A 20,680-nucleotide genomic window follows, 5' to 3' on the forward strand; every position below is an offset into this window, starting at 1 on the left:
GAAAAGCTACTAGCGCGTAGGAAGACGGTCGGCCGCGGCCGGCTCGCCGGTCGGATCGTCGTCGCCGCCGTCCGCCTCCGGCGCCCCGTCGGCGGTCCGGCGGCCGGGTGGTGGTCGGCCCTCGGTCTCGACGATCTCCGCTCCCGGCGAGGCGTGGCCGATCGCCGCCAGCGCCAGCGCGCCGGGCAGCGCCGGCAGCCAGGTCGAGATCAGCCGCTGGGTCAGGCTGGCCAGCAGCGCGATCCCCGAGGGCACGTCGAAGGCGACCAGCATTCCCAGCAGGCCGGCCTCGACGCCGAGCCCGCCGGGGATCGGCAGCAGGTTGGCCACCTGGCCCAGCAGGTAGGCCATCAGCACGTCGAGCATGTTCGGCGAGGCCCCGAAGGCGTGGCAGGCGACCCACAGCACGCCGGCGTCGGCCAGCCACCAGAGGGCGCCGCCGATCACCGCCGGGTCGCGCTCGCGGACCAGCGTCACCACGCTGCGGACCGCGTCGTCGAGCGTGCCCGGGATCGCCGCCAGCGCCTCGGCCACGCGGCCCTCGCGGTTGGCCGTCCGGCGGGCCAGCGACCGCAGCCCCGGCCGCCCGGCGACCGCCACCAGCAGCACCGCCCCGGAGATCCCCGCCGGGATGATCGTGATCGCGGCGTGAGCGTGACCGAAGGCGAACAGCGTCATGCCGGTCAGGAAGATCAGCAGCAGGAACCAGACGTAGACGATCGCGATCTGGGCCGCGACCGTCGCCGCCGCCGTCCGCGCGTCGAGCCCGTGGCGGCGGAGCGCGAAGGCCGTCGCCGCGATCCCGCCGGCGCCGGCGGTGGCCAGCAGCCGGGTGGCGGCGACGCCGGCGAGCGTGATCCGCCAGCTCGTCACGCGCGGCAGCTTCAGCCCCGACCAGCGGGTGGTGGCGCCGAAGACCGAGACGTAGCCGGCGAAGGAGACGATCTCCAGCGCGACGCCGGCGATCAGCCAGACCGGGTCGCCCTTGCGGACCTTCTCCCAGGTGTCGCCGAGCCAGCTGACGTGCGGGGCCAGCAGCCGGACCGCGATCAGCAGCGCCACCAGCGCCACGATCCCGATCCCGATGTGCTTCAGCCCCGAGCGGAGGTCGATCCGCGGACTCGCCTCCGCCTCGGCCTCCTCGGCCTCGACGACGTCGGTCAGGGAGGTGGCTGGGCCAGCCGCCGGCGCGCCGTCGTCGGCAGCGTCGGACGGCGCCGTCGGGGACGGCGCTGCGCGCTCGGCGTCGCCGGGCGCGGACGAGGGACCGGGACCCTCCGACACCGAGGGGTCCCCGCTCTCCTCGGGATCGGGGGAGGTGTGCCGCCGCCGCTGCACTCCCGCATCCTCGCACGGGCGACGGACCGGCGCCCGGCACCGGACGATCGGGTACCGGCGACCGTCGCCGCGACACCGCCCCGAGGCCGGCGGAGGAGGCCCAGTATCGTCCCTCGCCCACGCGGCGGCGCGAGGGAACGCGGTGGGAGTCCGCGACGGTCGCGCCACGGTGACCGGGCCCACGGGCACCGGAAGTCCGAGCACTCGTCCGCCGCTTGCCCCCACCCATCCCGGACGCGTCATCCCGTAGGAGGCCCGCGGTGCTCCGCTTCATCACCACCGCCGACACCGAGATCCTCGCCGCCGCCGCGGCCCTCGACCAGCTGCCGGACGACTTCCCGTCGCTCCGCTGCGCCAACCCCAGCGCCCACGGCGACGCCGCCGCGCTGGTCGACGAGCTGGCCGACGACGCGCGGGTGGTGGTGGTCCGGCTGCTCGGCGGCCGCCGCGCCTGGGAGCAGGGCTTCGACCTGCTCCACGCCCGCTGCGTCCGCGACGGGATCGCGCTGGTCGCGCTCGGCGGCGAGGCCGAGCCGGACGCCGAGCTGGCCGGCCGCTCGACCGTCGCCCCGGCGGTCGTCGCCGAGGCCCACGAGTACCTGCGCCACGGCGGCGTCGACAACAGCGCCCAGCTGCTGCGGTTCCTCGGCGACACGCTGCTGGTCCGCGGCGACGGCTTCGAGCCGCCGCGGGCGCTGCCCGAGCTGAGCGCCTGGGATCCCGAGCGGGGCGACGTCGGCGTCGACGAGGCGCTGGCCGCCGCCCGCGAGCGGGCCGCCGCCGCGCTGCCCGAGGGCGCGCCGCTGGCCGCCGCCGACCACCGTCGCGCCGACCCGGTTGGCGACCGCCCGCTGGTCGCGATCGTCTTCTACCGCTCCCACCGCACCTCGGGGAACACCGGCTTCGTCGCCACCCTGGCCGACGCGGTGATCGCCCAGGGCGGCGTGCCGCTGCCCGTCTGGTGCGCCTCGCTGCGGGCCGGTACCGATGGCCGGATCGCGGCCCTCGACCTGCTGACCGATGACCGCGATCCCGCCCGCCCGGCGCGGGTCGACGCGCTGCTGACGACGGTCCTGGCCTCGGGCGGCTCGACGGCCGGCGACGGCGTCGGCGACGAGCACGTCGACGGCCACAACGACGCCTGGCAGACCTGGGACGTCGCCCAGCTGGAGGAGCTGGGCGTGCCGGTGATCCAGGCCGCCGCCGCCACCCAGCCGCGCGAGCGCTGGCGGGCGTCCGACGCCGGCCTGACCCCGCTCGACGTGGCGATGCAGGTGGCGATCCCCGAGTTCGACGGCCGGGTGCTCGGCGGCGTGGTCTCGTTCAAGGAGCGGGAGACGACCGCCGACGGCGCGATCCCGGTGATGCGCTACGTCGCCGACCCCGAGCGGGCGGCGCGGGTGGCCGGGCTGGCCGTCCGCCACGGCCGGCTGCGGCGGCTGCCGGCAACGCGGCGGCGGATCGCGATCGCGCTCTCCAGCTCGCCGACCAAGCACTCGCGGATCGGCAACGCGGTCGGGCTCGACACGCCCGCCTCGGCGGTGCTGCTGCTGCGGGCGCTGATCGCCGACGGCCAGCGGGTCGACGCGAGCGCCGTGCCGGCGCTGGCGGCCGCGCTCGCCGCCGAAGAGGTCACCCCGGCCGAGGCGACCGAGGCCGGCGAGGCGCTGATCCACGCCCTGATCCAGCGCGGCGGCCACGACCCCGAGCTGCTGACCGACGACCAGCTGGCGGCCAACCCCTACCGGCTGCCGGGCGCCGACTACGCGGCCTGGTTCGCGACCCTGCCCGAGGGCCTGCGGGCGATCGTCGAGCGCGACCACGGGCCCGGGTACGTCGACGGCCAGTGGGTCGCCGGTGGCCGCGCCGGCATCGAGCCGCAGTACACCTACGAGGGCGACATGGTCGTCGCCGGGCTCGAGCTGGGCGACGTCTTCGTGGCGATCCAGCCGCCGCGGGCGACCAGCGAGGAGGACGCCGCCGCGCTCTCCCACGACGCCTCGCGCGCGGCCCCGCACCACTACTTCGCCGTCTACCGCTGGCTGGAGGCGGTCTGGGGCGCCCACGCGCTCGTCCACCTGGGCAAGCACGGGACCCTGGAGTGGCTGCCCGGCAAGTCGATCGGGCTCTCCGGCGACTGCCACCCGGACGCGATCCTCGGCTCGCTGCCGCTGGTCTACCCGTTCGTGGTCAACGACCCCGGCGAGGGCGTGCAGTCCAAGCGCCGGGTCCACGCGACGATCGTCGACCACCTGGTGCCGCCGATGATGCGGGCCGAGACCTACGACGAGCTGCAGGAGCTGGAGCACCTGCTCGACGAGTACGTGCGGGTCGAGGCGCTCGATCCCGAGAAGCTGCCGGGCCTGGCGCGGCGGATCTGGGAGGTCGTCGAGGCCGCCGACCTGCAGCACGACCTCGGCTTCGAGCACGGTGAAGACGAAGCCCTGGAGCACCTCGACCACCTGGTCTCCGACATCGACACCTACCTCTGCTCGATCAAGGACCTGCAGGTCCGCGACGGGCTGCACGTGCTCGGCCGCGCGCCCGACGAGGAGCAGCTGCGGGGGCTGGCGGTGGCGATCCTGCGGCTCGGATCCGGCGACCTGCCGGGGCTGCGGGTGGCGGTCGGCCGCGCCTTCGGCCTCGACGAGCCGGCGCTGCTGGCCGCCGGCGGCGCCCGCCTCTCCGAGGGCGCGTCGTTCGCGACCGCCGAGGTACCAAACGGCGCGGGCACCGACCTGGCGGCGCTGGTCGAGCGCTTCCCCGGGCCGGCCGCGACCGCCGGCGACGTGATCGATCGGCTCGACGCCGCCCAGCGGGCGCTGGTCGACGCGCTCGGCGACGCCGGCTGGCCGACCGACACCGGCGCCGCGCTGGCGATCACGACCGAGATCCTCGGCCGCGCCCACCACGACGTCGAGCGGACGCTGCGCCACGCCGCCGGCGAGGTCGTGCCGCGGATCCGCCGCTGCGCCGAGGAGCTGGACCACGTGGTCGGCGCGCTCTCCGGCCGCTACGTCCCGTCGGGACCGTCCGGATCGCCCACCCGCGGCCGGCTCGACGTGCTGCCGACCGGGCGCAACTTCTACGGGGTCGACCCGAAGGCGCTGCCCTCGCAGCTGTCGTGGGAGACCGGCCGCCGGCTGGCCGACGACCTGGTCCGCCGCCACGTCGAAGAGGAGGGCCGCGCGCCCGAGCAGATCGGGATCGTGGTCTGGGGCACGGCCAACATGCGGACCCACGGCGACGACGTGGCGGAGATCTTCGCCCTGCTCGGCGTCGAGCCGCGGTGGCACCCGGAGACCCGCCGCGTGAGCGACCTGCGGCTGATCCCGCTGGCCGAGCTGGGCCGGCCGCGGGTCGACGTCACGGTCCGGATCAGCGGCTTCTTCCGCGACGCCTTCCCGGGCCTGATCACGCTGATCGACGACGCGGTCGCGCTGGTCGCCGCCGCCGACGAGCCCGAGGACCAGAACCCGATCCGCAAGCACGTGCGGGAGGACGAGGAGCGGCTGCTGAGCGAGCTGCTGGCCGAGCAGGCGACCGGCGGCGACGGCGGTGGCGACCTGACCGCCCGCGCCCGCCGCCGAGCCACCACGCGGGTCTTCGGCTCGAAGCCGGGCACCTACGGCGCCGGCCTGCTGGAGCTGGTCGACAGCCGCAGCTGGCACGACCGCTCCGACCTGGCCGCGGTCTACGAGGCGTGGGGCGGCTACGCCTACGGGCGCGGCCTGGACGGCGCCGAGGCCCACGCGTCGATGCGCGAGCAGTTCGGCCGGATCGAGGTCGCGGTCAAGAACCTCGACACCCGCGAGCACGACATCTTCGACTCCGACGGGTACTTCCAGTACCACGGCGGGATGGTCGCGATGGTCCAGGCGATCACCGGCGAGGAGCCGAAGGCGTGGTTCGGCGACAGCGCCGATCCGACCACCGTCGAGACCCGGACGCTGGCCGAGGAGGCCCGCCGCGTGGTCCGCTCCCGCGTACTGAACCCGCGCTGGGTGGCCGGCATGATCCGCCACGGCTACAAGGGCGCGATGGAGCTGTCGGTCACCGTCGACTACCTGTTCGGCTACGACGCGACCGCCGGCGTGGTCGAGGACTGGATGTACGAGAAGGTCACCGACCGCTACGTCGGCGACCCCGACGTCCACGCGTTCCTGACCAAGTCGTCGCCGTGGGCGCTGCGGCAGATCGCCGAGCGGCTGCTGGAGGCCGCCGACCGCGGGCTCTGGGAGTCCCCCGACGAGCAGCGGCTGGAGCAGCTGCGCGACGTGCTGCTGGAGGTCGAGGGCGAGGTCGAGGAGGCCGGCCAGGCCTGAGCGCGCGCCGTTTGGGACCCCGGCGGGAGCAAACGGCGCGCGGCCGGGGCCGAGGCTAGGCGGCGCGGCGCCAGCGGACCGGCTCGTCGCCGTCGCCGTCGATCCGCTCGGCGAGGCCGCGGGTCTCCAGCAGCTCGAGCGCGCCGAGCAGCAGCGACAGCCGCGCCAGCGCCAGCCGTCCGCGCGAGGGGCTGCGCCAGACCCGCTCGCCCAGCCCCCAGGTGGTCGTCGGCTCGTCGCCGAGGCCGGCGGCGGTCCGGTCGATCCGCCGTTCGAGCGACGCGCGCCGCTCGCCGACCGCGGCCGCCGGGTCGTCGAGCGGCGGGCCGTGGCCGGGCAGCAGCCGCACGCCGTCGAGCGCCGCCGTCCGCTCCAGCCCCTCCAGGTAGACCGCCGCCGGGCGCATCCCCGGCGGGAAGAGCGCACCGAGCACCGGCGCCAGCGGCGCGTTGTGGAAGAGGTGGTCGCCGACGAACGCGACCCCGGCGGCCTGGTCGACCAGCACCACGTCGGTCGGGCTGTGGCCGGGCCGCTCGTGGGCGGTCAGCCGCAGGTCGCCGGCGGCCAGCTCGTCGCCGTCGGCCAGCGGCCGGTCGAGCGCGACCCCCGGCAGCCCGCCCATGAACCGCAGCGCCCGGCGGCTGCCGTCGAGCAGCTCGTCGGGGGTGGCGTGGCGGACGACGTGGCGCTCGCCCCACGCCAGCTCGCGGCCGAAGTGGCCGGCCGGATCGGCGATCACCTCGCCGACCGCGGGCAGCGCCACGATCCGCGCGCCCGAGTGGGCGGCGATCTGGCTCGCCAGCCCGACGTGGTCGAAGTGGTGGTGGGTCAGCAGCAGCTGCTCGACCTGCTCCAGCCGCACGCCGACCTGGTCGAGGGCGGCGGTCAGCGCCTCCAGCGAGCCGGGCATCGGCGTCGCGGCGTCGACCAGCGTCAGCGGGCCGTCGCCGCGGATCAGGTGGACGTTGACCCCGTCGGCCAGCCCCGGGACCGGCATCGCGATCCGGACGACCGACGGCGCCACCTCCTCGACGACGGCGGGCTCGGCGGCGGTGCTCACCGCCGGGATGATCGCAGCGCGGGCCGGCGGGTCAGATGTCGTAGCCGCTGCCGACGCCCATCTCGTCGCCGTAGCGGGTCCCGAGCTGCATGTCGTGGAGGACGTCGAGGACGGCGTCGACGCGCAGGTTCGAGGTCTGGCCGAGTCGGCGGGCCTTGCCGCCGGCGTCCTGGGCGCGACCGGGACCGACGAGCAGGTGGCAGGAGGGGCAGCGGAGCGGGCGGGGCGGATAGGGGTGCGGCGCGGCGCGCAGCAGCAGGTGGTGACAGTGGGGGCAGAAGGCGTCGTCGAGCATGGGGGTGCAACCAGGGTCGGAGGACGGCCGGATCGGCACGGAGGCGACGTGCCGAACGGCTCGACCGTACTCCTCCTGACGCCCTCGCAGGGATGGATCGTTTTGCGGGTCGGGACGGGTCGCGGCGCGTACTCCGTCCGGCTGGATCAGGAGCGGGCGCGGGCTCCCTTCTTGCCGTTGACGGCGTGCAGCAGCTGCTGCTTGTCCATCGAGGAGCGGCCCTCGATCCCGAGGTCCTTCGCCTCCTCGTAGAGCTGCGCCTTCGTCCGGCCCTTCGGCCGGTTGGTGCCCGAGCGCTCGCCGCCGCGCTGGCCCGAGCTCTTGTCCCGGGTCGAGGTCCGCGACGCGGTCTTCGACTCGCCGTGGCGAGCGCGCTCCTTGTTGACGACGCGGGCGGCGATCTCCTCCGCCCGGTCCTCGCTGGCGCCCTGGCGCTTCTCGGACTGCTTGACCTTCTCGTACTGCCGGGCTCGCTTGGTGCCCGGCTTCACGCCACGCGGCGGCATCTCGGTCCTCCTCCTCGGCAGGTCGGTGCCGGACCCCGCTACCCGCCGACCGCCAGCGCCAAACGGCCGCCACCGGCGACGCTTCGCGAGCGCCCCGGACGGGTATTCGCCGACCGTGCCCCGCCCCGCGTCAGCCCTCCCGCTGCTGCTCGTCTGCCTGCTCGCCGGCTGCGGCGGGCTCAGCCACGACGAGCTGGAGCGGGGGATCGGGTCGCTGGAGGCGCTGGCGGTCGAGGGCCGGATGCTGGCCGACGGCGCCGCCAGCGACCGCACCAAGGCGACCTTCACGCGGGTCCACGCGCGCGACCTGGCCGAGCAGGCCCAGCACGAGGCCGAGAAGCTGGCCGACGCCCGTCCCGACGCCGGCCTCGACGGCTGGCGCGACCGGGCGGTCGCGCTGGCCGGGCTGATCGCCGACGCCCTCGGCGACCTCCAGACCCGGCCCGGCGCCGAGACGGCGGCGGCCGACGTCCGCGGCCGGCTCGGCCGCTACGCCGACGACGCCGCCCGGCTGGTGGAGGAGCGATGAAGGCCGTCCTCCAGATCGCGCTCGGGATCATCGCCGCGATCGGCGGCTTCGTCGACATCGGCGACCTGGTCTTCAACGTCCAGGCCGGCGCGATCTTCGGCTACGACCTGCTGTGGGTGCTGCCGATCGGCGTGCTCGGGATCGGCGTCTACGCCGAGATGTGCGGCCGCGTCGCCGCGGTCACCAAGCGCCCGGTCTTCGACGTGATCCGCGAGCGGCTCGGCTACGGCGCCGGGCTGGTGACGCTGGTCGCCTCGCAGGTGGTGAACCTGCTGACGGTGACGGCCGAGGTCGGCGGCGTGGCGATCGTGCTGCAGCTGCTCTTCGACGCGCCCTTCTCGCTCTTCGCGCTGGTCGCCGCGGCGGCGCTGGCGGTGATCGTCTGGGTGCTGCCGTTCGGCGGGATCGAGCGGCTGTTCGGCTACGGCGGGCTGCTGCTGTTCGTGTTCGTCGCCGCGGCGCTGAAGCTCGGTCCCGACTGGCAGGCGTTCGGGCAGGGCTTCGTGCCCGAGGCGCCCAGCTCGACGCTCTACTGGTACTTCGTGGTCGGCGTGATCGCGGCGGCGCTGATGCCGTACGAGGTCTACTTCTACTCGTCGGGCGCGGTCGAGGAGGGCTGGGGGCCGAAGGACCTGCGGATCAACCGGCTCAACGTGCTGATCGGCTACACGGTCGGCGGCGTGATCGCCGGCGCGCTGATGGTGGTCGCCGCCGAGCTGTTCCAGCCGGCCGGCGTCGATCCGGGCTCGCTGGGGACGGTGGCGCTGGCCGCGCAGGTGCCCTACGGCGAGATCGGGCTGCTGGTGGCGCTGCTGGGGATGCTGGCCGCGATCGGCGGCGCGGCGGTCGACGCCAGCCTCTCGGGGGCCTACAACCTGGCCCAGTTCCTCGGCTGGGAGTGGGGCAAGCACCGGCGCCCGCGCGAGGCGCCGCGGTTCACGATCACCTGGCTGCTGTTCCTGGGCGCGGCCTTCGCGCTGGTGATGACCGGCGTCGACCCGGTCGACGTGACCGAGTACTCGGTGATCTTCTCGGTCGTGGCGCTGCCGCTGACCTACCTGCCGGTGCTGCTGATCGCCCGCGACCGGACCTTCATGGGCGAGCACGCCAACGGCCGGATCTCGACGGCGCTCGGCTGGGTCTACATGGTCGTGATCGTGACGCTGGCGATCGCGGCGATCCCGCTGCTGCTGGCGACCAACGCCGGCGGCGGCTGAGGCAGGCGCGACGAGGAGCGGCACGATGATCGAGCACCACGGACACGGACTGGCGGAGGAGCGGGTCGACCTGGCCTACCGGATCCTCGACGACCAGCTGATCGACGTCGACGGCCGTCGCTGCGGCAAGGTCGACGACCTGGAGCTGGCCGGCGAGCCGGGCGAGCCGCTGGTGGTCTCGGCGATCCTGACCGGGCCCGCGGTCCGCCGCGCGCGGCTGCCGCTGCGGGTGGCCCGCTGGCTGGAGCGCCGTCGCGGGCCGCTGGTCTGGGGCGGCAACGCGCTGCGGGTGCCGTGGGAGCAGGTCGAGTCGATCACCACCCGGGTGCTGCTGCGCGGCCAGGCCGAGGACCTGGGCCTGGCCGGCGGCGACCTCGAGCTGTCGCCGGTGATCGGCCGGCTGCCGGGAGCGTGAGCGCGATGCGCCTGACCGACCTGCTCGGAGCCCGCGTCGAGACCCGTTCCGGCGACCCGCTCGGCCACGTGCTCGACGTCCGTGCCCGCCGCGAGGACGACCGCTTCCACGTCGAGGGGCTGGTCACCGGCCGCTCGGGCGTGCGGGCGCGGCTGGGCTTCCGCGCCGCCCGCCGCCCGGAGCCGCTGCACCTGCGCGACGTCGTCGCCTGGGACGACGTCGTCGAAGTCCGGCCGGGCCTGGTGGTGGTCGCCGACGGGGCCGACCGCCGGGCGCGGGGCGACGGCTAGTCGCGCTTCGCCTTCGCCCGCCCGCGCGGCGTCTTGTCGGTGCTGCCGACCGCCCCGCGCTTGGCCGGCGAGCGGGTGCCGGGCACCTTCTTGTCGCCGCGGGCCTTGGCCAGGCTCTCCTCGAGCGCGGCCAGCAGGTCCTTCGACGCCCGCTGCGGCTCGGGCTCGGGCTCCGGCTCGGGGATCCGGACCTGGCCGCTCTTGCGCTTCTCGTCGACCAGCGCCAGCAGCCGCGCGCGGTGGCGGTCCTCGTACTGGTCGGGATCCCACTCGGCGGTCATCTCCTCGATCAGCGCGACCGCGTCGTCGACCTCCTCCTCGGTCGGCGCCGAGGCCTCGCCGTCGGGGATCGCGCCGGTGCCCTGGGGGTCGCGGATCTCGTCGGCGAAGCGCATCGTGGTCAGCGACAGCAGGCCGTGCTGCTCGCGGACGGCGACCAGCTGCTCCTTGGCCCGCATCACGATCCGGCCGATCGCCACCTGGTCGGCCTTCGCCATCACGTCGCGCAGCAGCCGGTACGCGCGCGCCGGCCCCTCCCCCTCCCCGACCGGCAGCAGCCAGTACGGGTGGTTGAAGAAGATCGGGTCGATCTCGTCGAGGTCGACGAAGAGGTCGATGTCGATCGTGCGGGTCTTCTCCGGCGCGGCGGCGGCGAAGTCCTCCTCCGTCAGGACGACGATCTCGCCGTCCTCGGTCTCCCAGCCGCGAGCCATCTCGTCCCAGGCGACCTCGTCGTCGCTGTCGGCGACCACCCGCCGCATCTCGATCCGCTCGCCGTTGCCGGCCCGCACCTGGTGGAAGCGGACGTCGCGGTCGCGGGTCGCGCTGACCAGCTGGACGGGAACGTTGACCAGGCCGAAGCTCAGCGAGCCGGTCCACATCGGGCGGGGCATCAGGACTTCGCCTTCCTCGCGGGGCTCTTGCGGCCGCTGGCCTTCTCGGTCGCCGCCCGCTTGCGGGCGGTCGACGCCTTGCGGTCGGCCGAGGCGGTCTTCGCGGCCCGCCGCTGGCCGGCGCCGCCGGCGTCGAGGCTGGCCTCGAGCGCGGCCAGCAGGTCGTCGCCGGCCTCCTCGGCCTGCGGGGCCGCCTTCGGCTTCTTGCCCTGCCGCTTGCGCTCGATCATCTCGAGGATCGCCTCGCGGTAGGTGTCGCGGTGCTCGGCCGGATCCCACTCGTCGGCCAGCATCGCGACCAGCTTGGTGGCCATCCGGACCTCGCGGTCGCCGGGCTTCTTGCGCAGCGACGGCAGCTCCAGGTCGTCGGTATCGACCAGCTCGTCGGCGAACCGCATCGTCTGCAGTCCGAGCGCGCCCTGCAGCGGCCGCAGCGCCACCAGCTGCTCGCGCTGGCGGAGCACGAAGCGGCCGATCCCGACCCGCTCGCTGCGCTCCAGCGCGGCCAGCAGCACCCGGTAGCCGTGGTCGCCGCCGTCGCGGGCGCCCAGGTGGTAGGGCTTGTCGTAGAAGACCGGGTCGATCTCCTCGGCGCGCACGAAGTGCTCGATCTCGATCAGCTTCGGGCGCGGGCCGTCGGCGGCGGCGATCTCCTCCTTGGTCAGGATCACCTCGCCGCGGCCGGTGTCGTAGGCCTTCTCGATCTCCTTGAACGGCACCTCGTCGCCGCTCTCGGCCCCGATCCGGCGGTGCTGGATGCGGGCGCCGTCGCTCTCGCGGACCTCGCGGAACGACAGCCCGCGGGCCTCGGTGGCGCTGAAGAGCTTGATCGGGATCGCCACCGACCCGAAGGTCAGCGTCCCGTTCCAGATCGATCGTGCGGCGGCCATCAGTTCCCTCCCTCGAGCACCGGCAGCTCCTGCTCCAGCGTGAGCAGCGGTGCGAACAGGTCCCCGCGCTCGGCGACCCGCGCCAGCACGTCGTCGGCGGTGAAGACGAGCGGCCCGTCGTCGGCGTCGGCGTCGGCGCCGTCGGCGACCTCGTCCCAGCTGACCGGGGTCGAGACGGTCGGCCGGTCGCGGGCCCGCAGCGCGTAGACGGAGACGGTGGTCTTCGTCTCGCTGTTCTGGCTCCAGTCGATGAAGACCTTGCCCGGGCGCAGGTCGCGCTTCATGTTCGACAGCACCTGGTCGGGCATCCGCTGCTCCAGCAGCCGCGCGACGGCGTGGGCCAGCGGCTTCGTCTCCTCGTAGGTCGCGCCCGAGTTGAGCGGGACGTAGAGCTGCATCCCCTTCGAGCCCGAGGTCTTGGCGAAGCTCTCCAGCCCGAGTTGGGCGAAGAGGTCGCGGATCTCCAGCGCCACCCGGCAGCACTCGACGATCGTCGCCGGGGCGCCGGGGTCGAGGTCGAAGACCAGCGAGCGGGGCCCGCTGACCCCGCCCGGCTCGTCCGGGGCGGCGACCGACAGCGACGGGTGCAGCTCGAGCGCGGCCAGGTTCGCGGTCCAGACCAGCGTCGGCAGATCCTGGACCAGCACGAACTGGTTCGGCTCCGGCTTGCGCGAGGTCGGCACCGGCGTCGTCGCCACCCAGTCGGGTCGGTGCGAGACGGCGTCCTTGGAGAAGAACGCCTTGCCGTCGACGCCGTCGGGGTAGCGCTTCAGGGTCACCGGGTGGTCGTGCAGGTGCGGCAGCAGGACCGGCGCGATCCGCGCGTAGTAGTCGATCACCTGCCCCTTGGTGGTGCCCGTCTGCGGGTAGAGCACCTTCTGCAGGTTGGTCAGCTTCAGCTCGCGGTCCTCGACCGTGATCGTCGTCCCGCCCTCGGCGGGCAGGTCGAGCGGCGACGGCGCGGATGCGGCGGGGCGGCGCGGGGGCACGGGTCGATCCTCCTCCTCGTTCGGCGGGTCCGCCAGCGGCAGCTCGCGGACGACCTCGGCCGGGTCCTTGTCGGGGCGCAGGCCCAGGAACGACGAGTGGCGGATGCTGCCGTCGCTCGTCCAGTCGGCGAAGCGGACCTCGGCGACCAGCTCGGGCCGCACGAAGCGCGTCCCCCGGGGTGGGGTCCGTCCGCGCCCGCCGAAGGGAGAGGTGGCCGTCTCCATCTCCCGCAGGTTCGCGATCAGGGCGGTGAGATCCTGCTCGCGAAAGCCGGTTCCCACCGCGCCGGCGTAGCGCAGCACGCCGTCCTCGTCGTGGACGCCGAGCTGGAGCGCACCGAAGGTCAGCCCGCGGTTGCCGGTGCCGGGGGTGTAGCCGCCGACCACGAACTCCTGCCGCTGCTGGTTCTTGATCTTGCGCCAGCGGTCGCTGCGGCCCGAGCGGTAGGGCGCGTCGAGCCGCTTGGCCACCACCCCCTCGAGCCCCTGGGCGGCGGTCGCGGCCAGCAGCGCCGGGCCCTCGCCGGGGTGCGACGGCGGCACCTGCCAGTGGTCGCCGTCGAGGTCGAGGGCCTCGAGCGCGGCCCGCCGCTCGGCGTAGGGACGGTCGGTCAGCGGGTGGCCGTCGAGCCACAGCAGGTCGAAGATCAGGTAGCTGACCGAGGCCCCGCCGGCGCGCCGCTCGATCGTCCGCCGGTCGACCTTCTGGCCGTGCAGCCCCATCCGCGGCTGGAGGGCCTGGAAGCTGGGGCGGCCGGCGTCGTCGAAGGCCACGATCTCGCCGTCGAGGATCGCGTCGTGCGAGCTGAGCGCCGCGTTCAGGCCCCGCAGCTCGGGGTAGGCGGAGGTGATGTCGCGGTCGCCGCGGGTGGCCAGCCGCAGCCGTCCGGGCAGCGAGCGGGCGATCGCGCGCAGGCCGTCCCACTTGACCTCGAACGCCCACCGCTCGGGGTCGCGCGGCATCGTCCCGGTGACGGCCAGCATCGGCGCGACGTGCTCGGGCGGCTCGACCGCGTCGGGGTCGAGCGGCGGGTCCATCCGGTGGATCAGCCAGTCCTTGGCGGCCTTGCCGGCCTGGAACAGCACGTAGCGCCCCCGCAGCCGCTGGCCGTGGAGGACGACCATCACCTCGTCGTCGCGCCACTTCTCCAGCTCGTAGGTGCCGGCGTCCCAGATCGAGATCTCGCCGGCGCCGTAGTTGCCGTCGGGGATCGTGCCCGCGAACTCCAGGTACTCCAGCGGGTGGTCCTCGACGTGGACCGCCTTGCGGTTCTGGTCCGGGTCCTGGGGGATCCCGTTGGGGATCGCCCACGACGCCAGCACCCCGTCGCGCTCCAGCCGCAGGTCCCAGTGCAGCCGGCGGGCGTGGTGCTCGTGGACGACGAAGCGCCCGCCGCCCCCCTCCGGGGTCCAGCGCTTGCGGCCGTGGCCGCGCGGCTCCGGCGTGGCGTCGAAGTCGCGCTTGCGCTCGTAGCTGTCGAGGTCGCCGGCCATCGCGGAGTCCGGCCCCTGCTTGTACCCCTTCGCCGCGGGTCGCGCGGCGGCTGGGCGGATCCGCCCGCCCGGCGTCGGCTCGTGATGCATCGCCAGGGAAGACCGTCGCCGGCCCCCGGACTCATCGGCGGGCCGCGCCGGGCGACTCGGTCGCGACCCGCAGGGCCGCCGCCGGGGCGACCTCGGCGCCGAGGTTCTCGGCCATCATCCGCAGCGCCGCGGCGGCCAGCCCGTCGTCGATCCCGGCGACCGCGTCCTCGGGCACGCTCAGCGAGTAGCCGCGCTCGTAGGCGTCGATCGCGCTGTAGAGGATGCACTGCTCGGTGACCTGGCCGCAGACGATCAGGCGCCCGATCCCGCGCTCGGCCAGCAGCGGCTCGAGGGTGGTGTGGAAGAACGCCGAGTGGCGGGTCTTGAAGACGAACGGGACCGCGTCGGGCGGCCGGATCGGCTCGACCAGCGCCGCGTCGCGGCCGGCCAGCGCGCGAGCCAGCAGCGCGTGGCGGTCGGCGGCCGGGTCGCCGGCGGCGTCGTTGACGTAGATCACCGTCGAGCGCGCGGCCCAGACCAGGTCGAGCAGCTCGCCGATCGCCGGCAGCGCCCGCCGGACGGCGTGGCGGAGCGCGTCGCCGTCGTCGTGGTCGTAGGTCTTGATCATGTCGACGACCAGCAGCGCCGTCCGCTCGCGGTCGTCGTCGGGCCGTCCGTGCATGGCGGCCTCAGGGCTGGAGCAGCGTCTTGATCATCCCGTCCTGCTTGCGCTGGAAGGTCCGGTACGCGTCGGGGCCCGCGCTCAGCGGCAGCTTGTGGGTGGCCAGGTCCTCGACCCCGAGCGGGTCGTCGTCGCCCTCGACCAGCGGCAGCAGGTCGTCGATCCAGCGCTTGACGTTCGCCTGGCCCATCCGGATCGTCACCTGCTTGTCGAACAGCTGCAGCATCGGCAGCGGGTCGGCGGCGCCACCGTAGACCCCGCTGAGCGAGATCGTGCCGCCGCGGCGGACGACGTCGCCGGCGGCGTGCAGCACGCTGAGGCGGTCGACGCCGGCCTTCTCCATCACCTTCGCGGCGAGCGGGTCGGGCAGCAGCCCGGTCAGCTGGTGGGCGAGCTTGCCGAGCGGGGCGCCGTGGGCCTCCATCCCGACCGCGTCGATCACGCTGTCGGGACCGCGGCCGTCGGTCCGCTCGCGCAACTCGCCGGCCAGGTCGTCGACCTCGCGGACGTCGATCGGCTCGATCCCGTGGCGGGCGGCGAGCGCCAGCCGCTCCGGCACCAGGTCGAGCCCGAAGACCCGCTCGGCGCCGCGGTGGCGCGCGATCCGGGCCGCCATCTGGCCGATCGGCCCGAGCCCGAAGACGGCCACGCTGCCGCCCTCGGGGATCGCCGCGTACTCGACCGCCTGCCAGGCCGTCGGCAGCACGTCGGACAGGTAGACGAAGCGCTCGTCGGGCGGACCCTCGGGGACCTTGATCGGGCCGTAGTGGGCCTGCGGCACCCGCAGGAACTCGGCCTGGCCGCCGGGCACCTGCCCGTAGAGCTTGGTGTAGCCGAACAGCGAGGCCCCCATCCCCTGCTCGTGGACCTGGGTCGTCTCGCACTGCGACTGGAGCCCGTGGTCGCACATCCAGCAGTGGCCGCAGCTGATGTTGAAGGGGATCACGACCCGGTCGCCGGCGGCGATCTGGTGGACGTCGCTGCCGACCTCCTCGACGATCCCCATCGGCTCGTGGCCGAGCACGTCGCCCTCGCTGAGGAACGGCCCCATCACCTCGTAGAGGTGCAGGTCCGATCCGCAGATGCCGGACGAGGTGACGCGGATCACCGCGTCGGTCGGCTGCTCGATGCCCGGGTCGGGAACGGTGTCGATCCGGACGTCGCGCTTGCCGTGCCAGGTGAGGGCCTTCATCGGGGGATCTCCCGGTCGCGAGGGGGCGCCACCCGGACGGGCGAACCGCCCGGGTGGCCTGGATCGCCGTCTACCCGCAGCGCGCCCATGGCATGCGCGGGGCCGGCTCAGCCGATGCCGTCGTCGGCCCCGACCCCGGTCCGCAGCTCGCCCAGGCGCAGCGGCCCACCGGCGTCGGCGTCGAGCGGCGGGGTCTCGCCGCCGCTGCCGTCGTGGAAGCCGGCGAGGGCGATGTCGAGCGCCTCGGGACCGCTGTGGCGCGGCGACCAGCCGAGCCGCCAGAGCCGGGCGGTGTCCATCAGCGGCGACTGGTAGGCCAGGTCGACCCAGCCCGGCGGGGAGGGCTGCAGCCGGGCCCGCCAGCTGACCGCGGCGGCGGCGCGGACGACCCGCGCCGGCAGCGGCAGCGGCAGCCCGCCGAGGTGGCGGGCCAGCCGCCGGGGACCGATCGGCGGGTCGGCGGCGACGTTGTAGGGGCCGTGGGCCTCGTCGTCGAGCAGCACCCGCCGGTAGGCGTCGGCGACGTCGTCGGCGTGGACCACCTGGAACCAGAGCCCGCGCGGGACCGGGGCGATCGGCGTCCGGCGGGCGCCGACCAGCCGGTTGGGGAAGAACGGACCGAAGAAGTAGCGGCGCAGCTCCTCGGCGGCGGCCCGCTGGACGATCGGCGCCGGCCGCAGGCAGGCCGTGCGGACCTGCGGGTGCTCGTCGGCGAAGCTCCGCAGCAGCGCCTCGGCGGCAGCCTTGTCGCGGGCGTAGAACGAGGTCGAGACGCCGGTCGTCGGCCATGACTCGTCGACCGTCTCGGGCGGCGGCGGGCCGGGCGCGTAGGCCCCGACCGAGGAGGCGTGGACCACGGTCCGGACGCCGGCGTGGGCGGCCGCGTCGAGCACCCGCCGGGTGCCCTCGACGTTGACGGCGTGGGTCGCGTCGCGGTCGCGGGCGGGCTGGATCTGCCAGGCCAGGTGGACCACCCGCTCGACCCCGGTCAGGAGCGTGCGGAGGTCGCTGTCGCGGACGTCGGCGGCGACCCAGCGGACCTTCGCCAGCTCGATCGTCGGCACCCGCCGGGCGAGCACGACGATCTCGTCGATCTCGTCCTCCGGGATCAGGGCCCGGAGCAGGGCCGAGCCGACGTTGCCGGTGCCGCCGGTGATCGCGATCCGCATGGCCGGCGGCTACCCGGCGGCCCGCGCCGGCAAACGCGCGGCGGGCCAGCGGTCGACCACCCGCAGCCGCGCCAGCGACTGGTCGACCGCGCCCTCGACGAAGCCGCCGGCGCCGACGATCTCCTGCAGGTAGTCGACGATCGGCCGGGTCACGACCTCGCCCGGGGCCAGCACCGGGATTCCCGGCGGATAGGGCGTCACCAACTCGGCGCTGATCCGGCCGACCGCCCGCCGCGCCGGCACGGTGGTGGCGGCGGCGAAGAAGGCGTCGCGGGGGCGCAGGGCCTGCTCGGTCCGCAGCTCGCGACGGGTCGGCAGCGGGCCGACGCCGGTGCCGCCGCCGTGGCCGTGCTCGTCGACCAGGTCGCGCAGCGCCCGCACCAGCCGGTCGACCTGCTCCTCGCCGTGGGCGTAGGTGATCAGCGGCATGATCCGCCGGTGGTCGGCCAGCTCGACGTCGATCGCCCGTTCGTCGCGCAGCCAGTCGTCGGCGTCGAACCCGGTCAGGCCGACGGCGCCGGTCTCGATCATCACGTGGGTCGGATCGACGTCGACCACGCCTGGCCGGCCGATCAGGTGCTCGACCGGCACCACCGGCAGCTCGGGGACCTCGGCCGCCAGCCGCTCGCGCAGCAGCTGGGCGCTGCGGACCGCCCGGTCGAGCAGCTCCCGGCCCTCCCGCACGAACTGGCGCCGGGCGCCGTCGATCGACGAGAGCAGCAGCGCCGAGACGCTGGTCGTCTCCTCCAGCTCGAAGCAGAGCTGCAGCCGCTCGTGGTCGATCCGGTCCGAGCCGATCGACAGCACCGACGTCTGGGCCAGCCCGGTCAGGGTCTTGTGGACCGAGCCGATCGCCAGGTCGCTGCCCTGGGCGAGCGCGCCGCGCGGCAGCTCCGGGTGGCCGCTGAGCGCGTAGTCGAGCCCCCACGCGTCGTCGGTGATCAGGATCCGGTCGCGGGCGTGGCAGGCGCGGGCGATCGCCGAGACGTCGGCCGCGGTCCCGTAGTACGAGGGGGTGAAGATCATCGCCGCGACCGCGTCCGGGTGGCGGTCGAGCGCTGCGGCGATGTCGCGCGGGCAGGGGCCGAGCGCGACCTCCAGCTCCTCGTCGTAGTCGGGATCGACCCAGACCGGCCGGGCGCCGGAGAGGACCAGCCCGGCGAACGCCGACTTGTGGCCGTTGCGGGCCATCACCACCTCGTGATCGGGCGCGGCCACGGCCAGCAGGGCCACCCGCACGCTCATCGACGAGCCGGCGGTCGAGAAGAGCGTGTGCTGGGCGCCGACCGCCTCGGCGAAGAGCGCCTGGGCCGTCGCCTGGACCTGCCAGGCGCGATCGCGGGTGTCGAGGCCGTGGCTCAGCGGCGCGTCGCTGCGAACCGCGTCGGTCCCCGCCCAGCGGGCGACCTCGGGCAGCGGCTCGGTCGCCGTCGCGTGGGCCGGGATGCTGAACGACAGCAGGCCGCGGCGGTGGAAGGCGGCGATCGCGTCGGCCAGCGGCACCCGTTGCTGGTCGGCGCGGGTCGGGCTCGGCAGGCGGGTGCTGCGGCGGTCGTCGGTGGCGGGGTTCGGCATCGAGGCTCCTCGGATTGCGGGTCAGGCCGGGGTCGGCGGCCGGCGGGCGCGGATCACGGCGACCAGCTCGTCGTCGCCCTCGCCGGCGAGCGCGCCGCGGCGGCGGAGGGCGCCGATCCGCCCCCGCATCAGCGGCCCGAAGCGGCCGGCCTGCCGCAGCGGCACGTCGACCTCGAGCCCGGCGGCGGCGAGCGCCCGGCAGCTGGCCTCGATCCCGCAGACGTCGGAGTGGATCATCAGCAGCCGTCCGCCGGGCCGCAGGTGGCGGGCGACGTCGGCGCAGATCCGGTCGACGAGCACGCGCCCGTCCGGTCCCCCCTCCCAGGCCCGCGCCGGCCCGTGGCGCGGCAGCTCGTCGTCGACGCTGGGCAGGTAGGGCGGGTTGGTCACGATCAGGTCGAAGCGGCGGCCGGCGACCGGGCCGAAGAGGTCGCCGCGGCGGACCTCGACCGGCGTCCCGCGCAGCAGCCCGTTGACGCGCGCGGTCCAGACCGCCCGCCGCGAGCAGTCGACGGCGGTGACCGCGGCGGCGCCGCCGCGGGCGGCGCTGAGGGCGAGCACGCCGCTGCCGGTGCAGAGGTCGAGCACCCGCCCGCCGGCGGGGGCCTGGTCGCGCACCAGGTCGGCGAGCAGCCAGGAGTCGGGGCGGGGGCGGAAGACCCCGGGAAGCGTGAGCAGGCGCATCTTCGGGTACGTACCCGGAGATGGCGTCCGCCACACCTTCCTCACCACCGCCGCCCGGGTCGACCCTGGCCGCCCTGACCGCCGCCTTCGCCCGCGCCGGACCGCCGCTGGTCGGGCTCGAGGAGGAGCTGCAGCTGCTCGATCCGGCGACCCTCGACCTCTGCCCCTGCGCCGACGAGGTGGTCGGCGGGCCCGACCTCGACGACCGCTTCCGGCGCGAGCTGCCCGCCGCCCAGGCGGAGATCGTGCTGCCGCCGGCGGCGACGGTCGACGCGGCCGCCGCGCAGCTGCTGGAGGCGCGGCGGGCGCTGGCCGCGCGGGCCGCCGGTCGCGCGATCCTGGCCGGCGCCGGCGCCCACCCGTTCGCGGCGGCGGAGGGCGCGATAGCACCCGGTGAGCGCTACGCCGAGCTGGAGCGCGAGTACCGGCCGGCGGCCCGCCGCCAGCTGGTCTTCGGGCTCCACGTCCACGTCGCGGTGACCGGCGGCGCGCGGGCGGTCGCCGTCCACGACGCGCTCCGCTCGCACCTGCCCGAGCTGGCCGCACTGGCCGCCAACGCCCCCTTCCACGACGGTCGCGACAGCGGCCGCGCGTCGGTCCGGCCGGGGCTCTGCGACCTGCTGCCGCGGCAGGGCGTGCCGCCGGCGCTCGGGTCGCTGCGCGACTACGCCGACCAGCTCGACTGGGGCGCCGCCGCCGGCCGGCTGCCGACCCCGCGCCGCTGGTGGTGGGAGCTGCGCCTGCACCCGCTCCACGGGACCGTCGAGGTGCGGGTCTGCGACGCCCAGGCGACCGTCGCCGAGACCCGCGCGATCGCGGCCCTGGTGCGGGCGCTCGTCCACGACCTGGCCGACCGCCACGACGGCGGCGAGCGGCTGCCGGTGGCCCCGACCTGGCGGATCGAGGAGAACCGCTGGCTGGCCGCCCGCGACGGCCTCGACGCGGTCCTCGCCGACCCGATCGACGGCCGCCGCGCGACCGCCCGCACGCGGCTCGCGCAGCTGGTCGAGCGGCTGGCGCCGACCGCCGCGGCGCTCGGCGACGGCGACGCGCTGGCCGCGGTCGCCGGGCTGCTGGAGGCCGGCGGCGGGGCCGCGCGGCAGCGGG

18 protein-coding genes are annotated in these 20,680 nt (G+C 75.3%); 6 read left to right on the plus strand and 12 right to left on the minus strand.

Going from position 1 to position 20,680, the window contains the following annotated elements:
• Window positions 1–9 precede the first annotated feature (9 nt).
• Window positions 10–1,338: a lysylphosphatidylglycerol synthase transmembrane domain-containing protein gene (locus SH587_RS14480; protein ID WP_320671342.1), complete on the minus strand. Its 1,329-nt coding sequence runs from the start codon at window positions 1,336–1,338 to the stop codon at window positions 10–12.
• A 260-nt stretch (window positions 1,339–1,598) separates the two neighbouring features.
• Here SH587_RS14480 and cobN point away from each other — a divergent pair, with 260 nt between their 5' ends.
• Window positions 1,599–5,663 (plus strand): cobaltochelatase subunit CobN, encoded by a 4,065-nt coding sequence (gene cobN, locus SH587_RS14485; RefSeq protein WP_320671343.1) that lies wholly within the window; start codon window positions 1,599–1,601, stop codon window positions 5,661–5,663.
• Between the two features lie 55 nt (window positions 5,664–5,718).
• On the opposite strand, the gene SH587_RS14490 is transcribed toward cobN, so the two are convergent.
• From SH587_RS14490 to SH587_RS14500, 3 genes are all read right to left on the minus strand, one after another.
• Window positions 5,719–6,723, minus strand: coding sequence for an MBL fold metallo-hydrolase (locus SH587_RS14490; RefSeq protein ID WP_320671344.1), 1,005 nt, complete (start codon window positions 6,721–6,723; stop codon window positions 5,719–5,721).
• A 31-nt stretch (window positions 6,724–6,754) separates the two neighbouring features.
• Entirely contained in the window at window positions 6,755–7,018 is a 264-nt protein-coding gene (locus tag SH587_RS14495) for a hypothetical protein (RefSeq protein ID WP_320671345.1), read from the minus strand.
• Between the two features lie 146 nt (window positions 7,019–7,164).
• On the minus strand, window positions 7,165–7,524 hold the full coding sequence (locus SH587_RS14500; RefSeq protein WP_320671346.1) for a Rho termination factor N-terminal domain-containing protein: 360 nt from the start codon (window positions 7,522–7,524) through the stop codon (window positions 7,165–7,167).
• Window positions 7,525–7,639: 115 nt separating this feature from the next.
• Between SH587_RS14500 and SH587_RS14505 the strand changes: the two genes are divergently transcribed.
• The 4 genes from SH587_RS14505 to SH587_RS14520 are packed head-to-tail and all read left to right on the plus strand — an operon-like array spanning window position 7,640 to window position 9,975.
• The gene (locus SH587_RS14505; RefSeq protein ID WP_320671347.1) at window positions 7,640–8,053 is read left to right on the plus strand and encodes a hypothetical protein; all 414 of its coding nucleotides are present in this window, start codon (window positions 7,640–7,642) and stop codon (window positions 8,051–8,053) included.
• Complete coding sequence (locus SH587_RS14510; RefSeq protein WP_320671348.1) at window positions 8,050–9,270, plus strand: NRAMP family divalent metal transporter; 1,221 nt, start codon at window positions 8,050–8,052, stop codon at window positions 9,268–9,270. Before SH587_RS14505 ends, SH587_RS14510 begins: the two co-directional genes overlap by 4 nt.
• A gap of 25 nt (window positions 9,271–9,295) precedes the next feature.
• Complete coding sequence (locus SH587_RS14515) at window positions 9,296–9,685, plus strand: PRC-barrel domain-containing protein (protein ID WP_320671349.1); 390 nt, start codon at window positions 9,296–9,298, stop codon at window positions 9,683–9,685.
• Between the two features lie 5 nt (window positions 9,686–9,690).
• On the plus strand, window positions 9,691–9,975 hold the full coding sequence (locus SH587_RS14520) for a hypothetical protein (protein WP_320671350.1): 285 nt from the start codon (window positions 9,691–9,693) through the stop codon (window positions 9,973–9,975).
• Here SH587_RS14520 and ku (SH587_RS14525) read toward each other — a convergent pair.
• The 8 genes from ku (SH587_RS14525) to SH587_RS14560 all read right to left on the minus strand — a co-directional run bounded on the left by ku (SH587_RS14525) (window position 9,972) and on the right by SH587_RS14560 (window position 19,573).
• The gene (gene ku, locus SH587_RS14525) at window positions 9,972–10,868 is read right to left on the minus strand and encodes a non-homologous end joining protein Ku (protein WP_320671351.1); all 897 of its coding nucleotides are present in this window, start codon (window positions 10,866–10,868) and stop codon (window positions 9,972–9,974) included. The genes SH587_RS14520 and ku (SH587_RS14525) overlap by 4 nt on opposite strands.
• Window positions 10,868–11,758, minus strand: coding sequence for a non-homologous end joining protein Ku (gene ku, locus SH587_RS14530; RefSeq protein ID WP_320671352.1), 891 nt, complete (start codon window positions 11,756–11,758; stop codon window positions 10,868–10,870). Before ku (SH587_RS14530) ends, ku (SH587_RS14525) begins: the two co-directional genes overlap by 1 nt.
• Window positions 11,758–14,331 carry a DNA ligase D gene (gene ligD / locus SH587_RS14535; RefSeq protein WP_320671353.1) on the minus strand — a complete coding sequence of 858 codons (2,574 nt, stop codon included), beginning with the start codon at window positions 14,329–14,331 and terminating at the stop codon, window positions 11,758–11,760. Before ligD ends, ku (SH587_RS14530) begins: the two co-directional genes overlap by 1 nt.
• A 31-nt stretch (window positions 14,332–14,362) precedes the next feature.
• Window positions 14,363–14,953 carry a cysteine hydrolase family protein gene (locus tag SH587_RS14540; protein WP_320671354.1) on the minus strand — a complete coding sequence of 197 codons (591 nt, stop codon included), beginning with the start codon at window positions 14,951–14,953 and terminating at the stop codon, window positions 14,363–14,365.
• A 7-nt stretch (window positions 14,954–14,960) separates the two neighbouring features.
• Entirely contained in the window at window positions 14,961–16,145 is a 1,185-nt protein-coding gene (locus tag SH587_RS14545) for a zinc-dependent alcohol dehydrogenase (RefSeq protein WP_320671355.1), read from the minus strand.
• A 107-nt stretch (window positions 16,146–16,252) separates the two neighbouring features.
• A complete protein-coding gene (locus tag SH587_RS14550; RefSeq protein ID WP_320671356.1) occupies window positions 16,253–17,314 on the minus strand; it encodes an NAD-dependent epimerase/dehydratase family protein in 1,062 nt (353 codons plus the stop codon).
• Between the two features lie 9 nt (window positions 17,315–17,323).
• Window positions 17,324–18,889 (minus strand): aminotransferase class I/II-fold pyridoxal phosphate-dependent enzyme, encoded by a 1,566-nt coding sequence (locus tag SH587_RS14555; protein ID WP_320671357.1) that lies wholly within the window; start codon window positions 18,887–18,889, stop codon window positions 17,324–17,326.
• A gap of 21 nt (window positions 18,890–18,910) precedes the next feature.
• The gene (locus SH587_RS14560; protein WP_320671358.1) at window positions 18,911–19,573 is read right to left on the minus strand and encodes a HemK2/MTQ2 family protein methyltransferase; all 663 of its coding nucleotides are present in this window, start codon (window positions 19,571–19,573) and stop codon (window positions 18,911–18,913) included.
• Window positions 19,574–19,593: 20 nt separating this feature from the next.
• Between SH587_RS14560 and SH587_RS14565 the strand changes: the two genes are divergently transcribed.
• Window positions 19,594–20,680 (plus strand): carboxylate-amine ligase (locus SH587_RS14565; RefSeq protein WP_320671359.1); only part of this gene is annotated, 1,087 nt, incomplete at its 3' end.

The sequence above is a fragment of the Patulibacter defluvii genome, assembly GCF_034096925.1.
In the GTDB taxonomy this organism is placed as follows: domain Bacteria; phylum Actinomycetota; class Thermoleophilia; order Solirubrobacterales; family Solirubrobacteraceae; genus Patulibacter; species Patulibacter defluvii.

Coding starts and splice junctions, on each gene's coding strand:
- SH587_RS14495 (WP_320671345.1), bottom strand. CDS start 7,018: ATGCTCGACGACGCCTTCTGCCCCCACTGTCACCACCTGCTGCTGCGC.
- SH587_RS14500 (WP_320671346.1), bottom strand. CDS start 7,524: ATGCCGCCGCGTGGCGTGAAGCCGGGCACCAAGCGAGCCCGGCAGTAC.
- SH587_RS14510 (WP_320671348.1), top strand. CDS start 8,050: ATGAAGGCCGTCCTCCAGATCGCGCTCGGGATCATCGCCGCGATCGGC.
- SH587_RS14515 (WP_320671349.1), top strand. CDS start 9,296: ATGATCGAGCACCACGGACACGGACTGGCGGAGGAGCGGGTCGACCTG.
- SH587_RS14520 (WP_320671350.1), top strand. CDS start 9,691: ATGCGCCTGACCGACCTGCTCGGAGCCCGCGTCGAGACCCGTTCCGGC.
- ku (WP_320671351.1), bottom strand. CDS start 10,868: ATGCCCCGCCCGATGTGGACCGGCTCGCTGAGCTTCGGCCTGGTCAAC.
- ku (WP_320671352.1), bottom strand. CDS start 11,758: ATGGCCGCCGCACGATCGATCTGGAACGGGACGCTGACCTTCGGGTCG.
- ligD (WP_320671353.1), bottom strand. CDS start 14,331: ATGCATCACGAGCCGACGCCGGGCGGGCGGATCCGCCCAGCCGCCGCG.
- SH587_RS14540 (WP_320671354.1), bottom strand. CDS start 14,953: ATGCACGGACGGCCCGACGACGACCGCGAGCGGACGGCGCTGCTGGTC.
- SH587_RS14545 (WP_320671355.1), bottom strand. CDS start 16,145: ATGAAGGCCCTCACCTGGCACGGCAAGCGCGACGTCCGGATCGACACC.
- SH587_RS14550 (WP_320671356.1), bottom strand. CDS start 17,314: ATGCGGATCGCGATCACCGGCGGCACCGGCAACGTCGGCTCGGCCCTG.
- SH587_RS14555 (WP_320671357.1), bottom strand. CDS start 18,889: ATGCCGAACCCCGCCACCGACGACCGCCGCAGCACCCGCCTGCCGAGC.
- SH587_RS14560 (WP_320671358.1), bottom strand. CDS start 19,573: ATGCGCCTGCTCACGCTTCCCGGGGTCTTCCGCCCCCGCCCCGACTCC.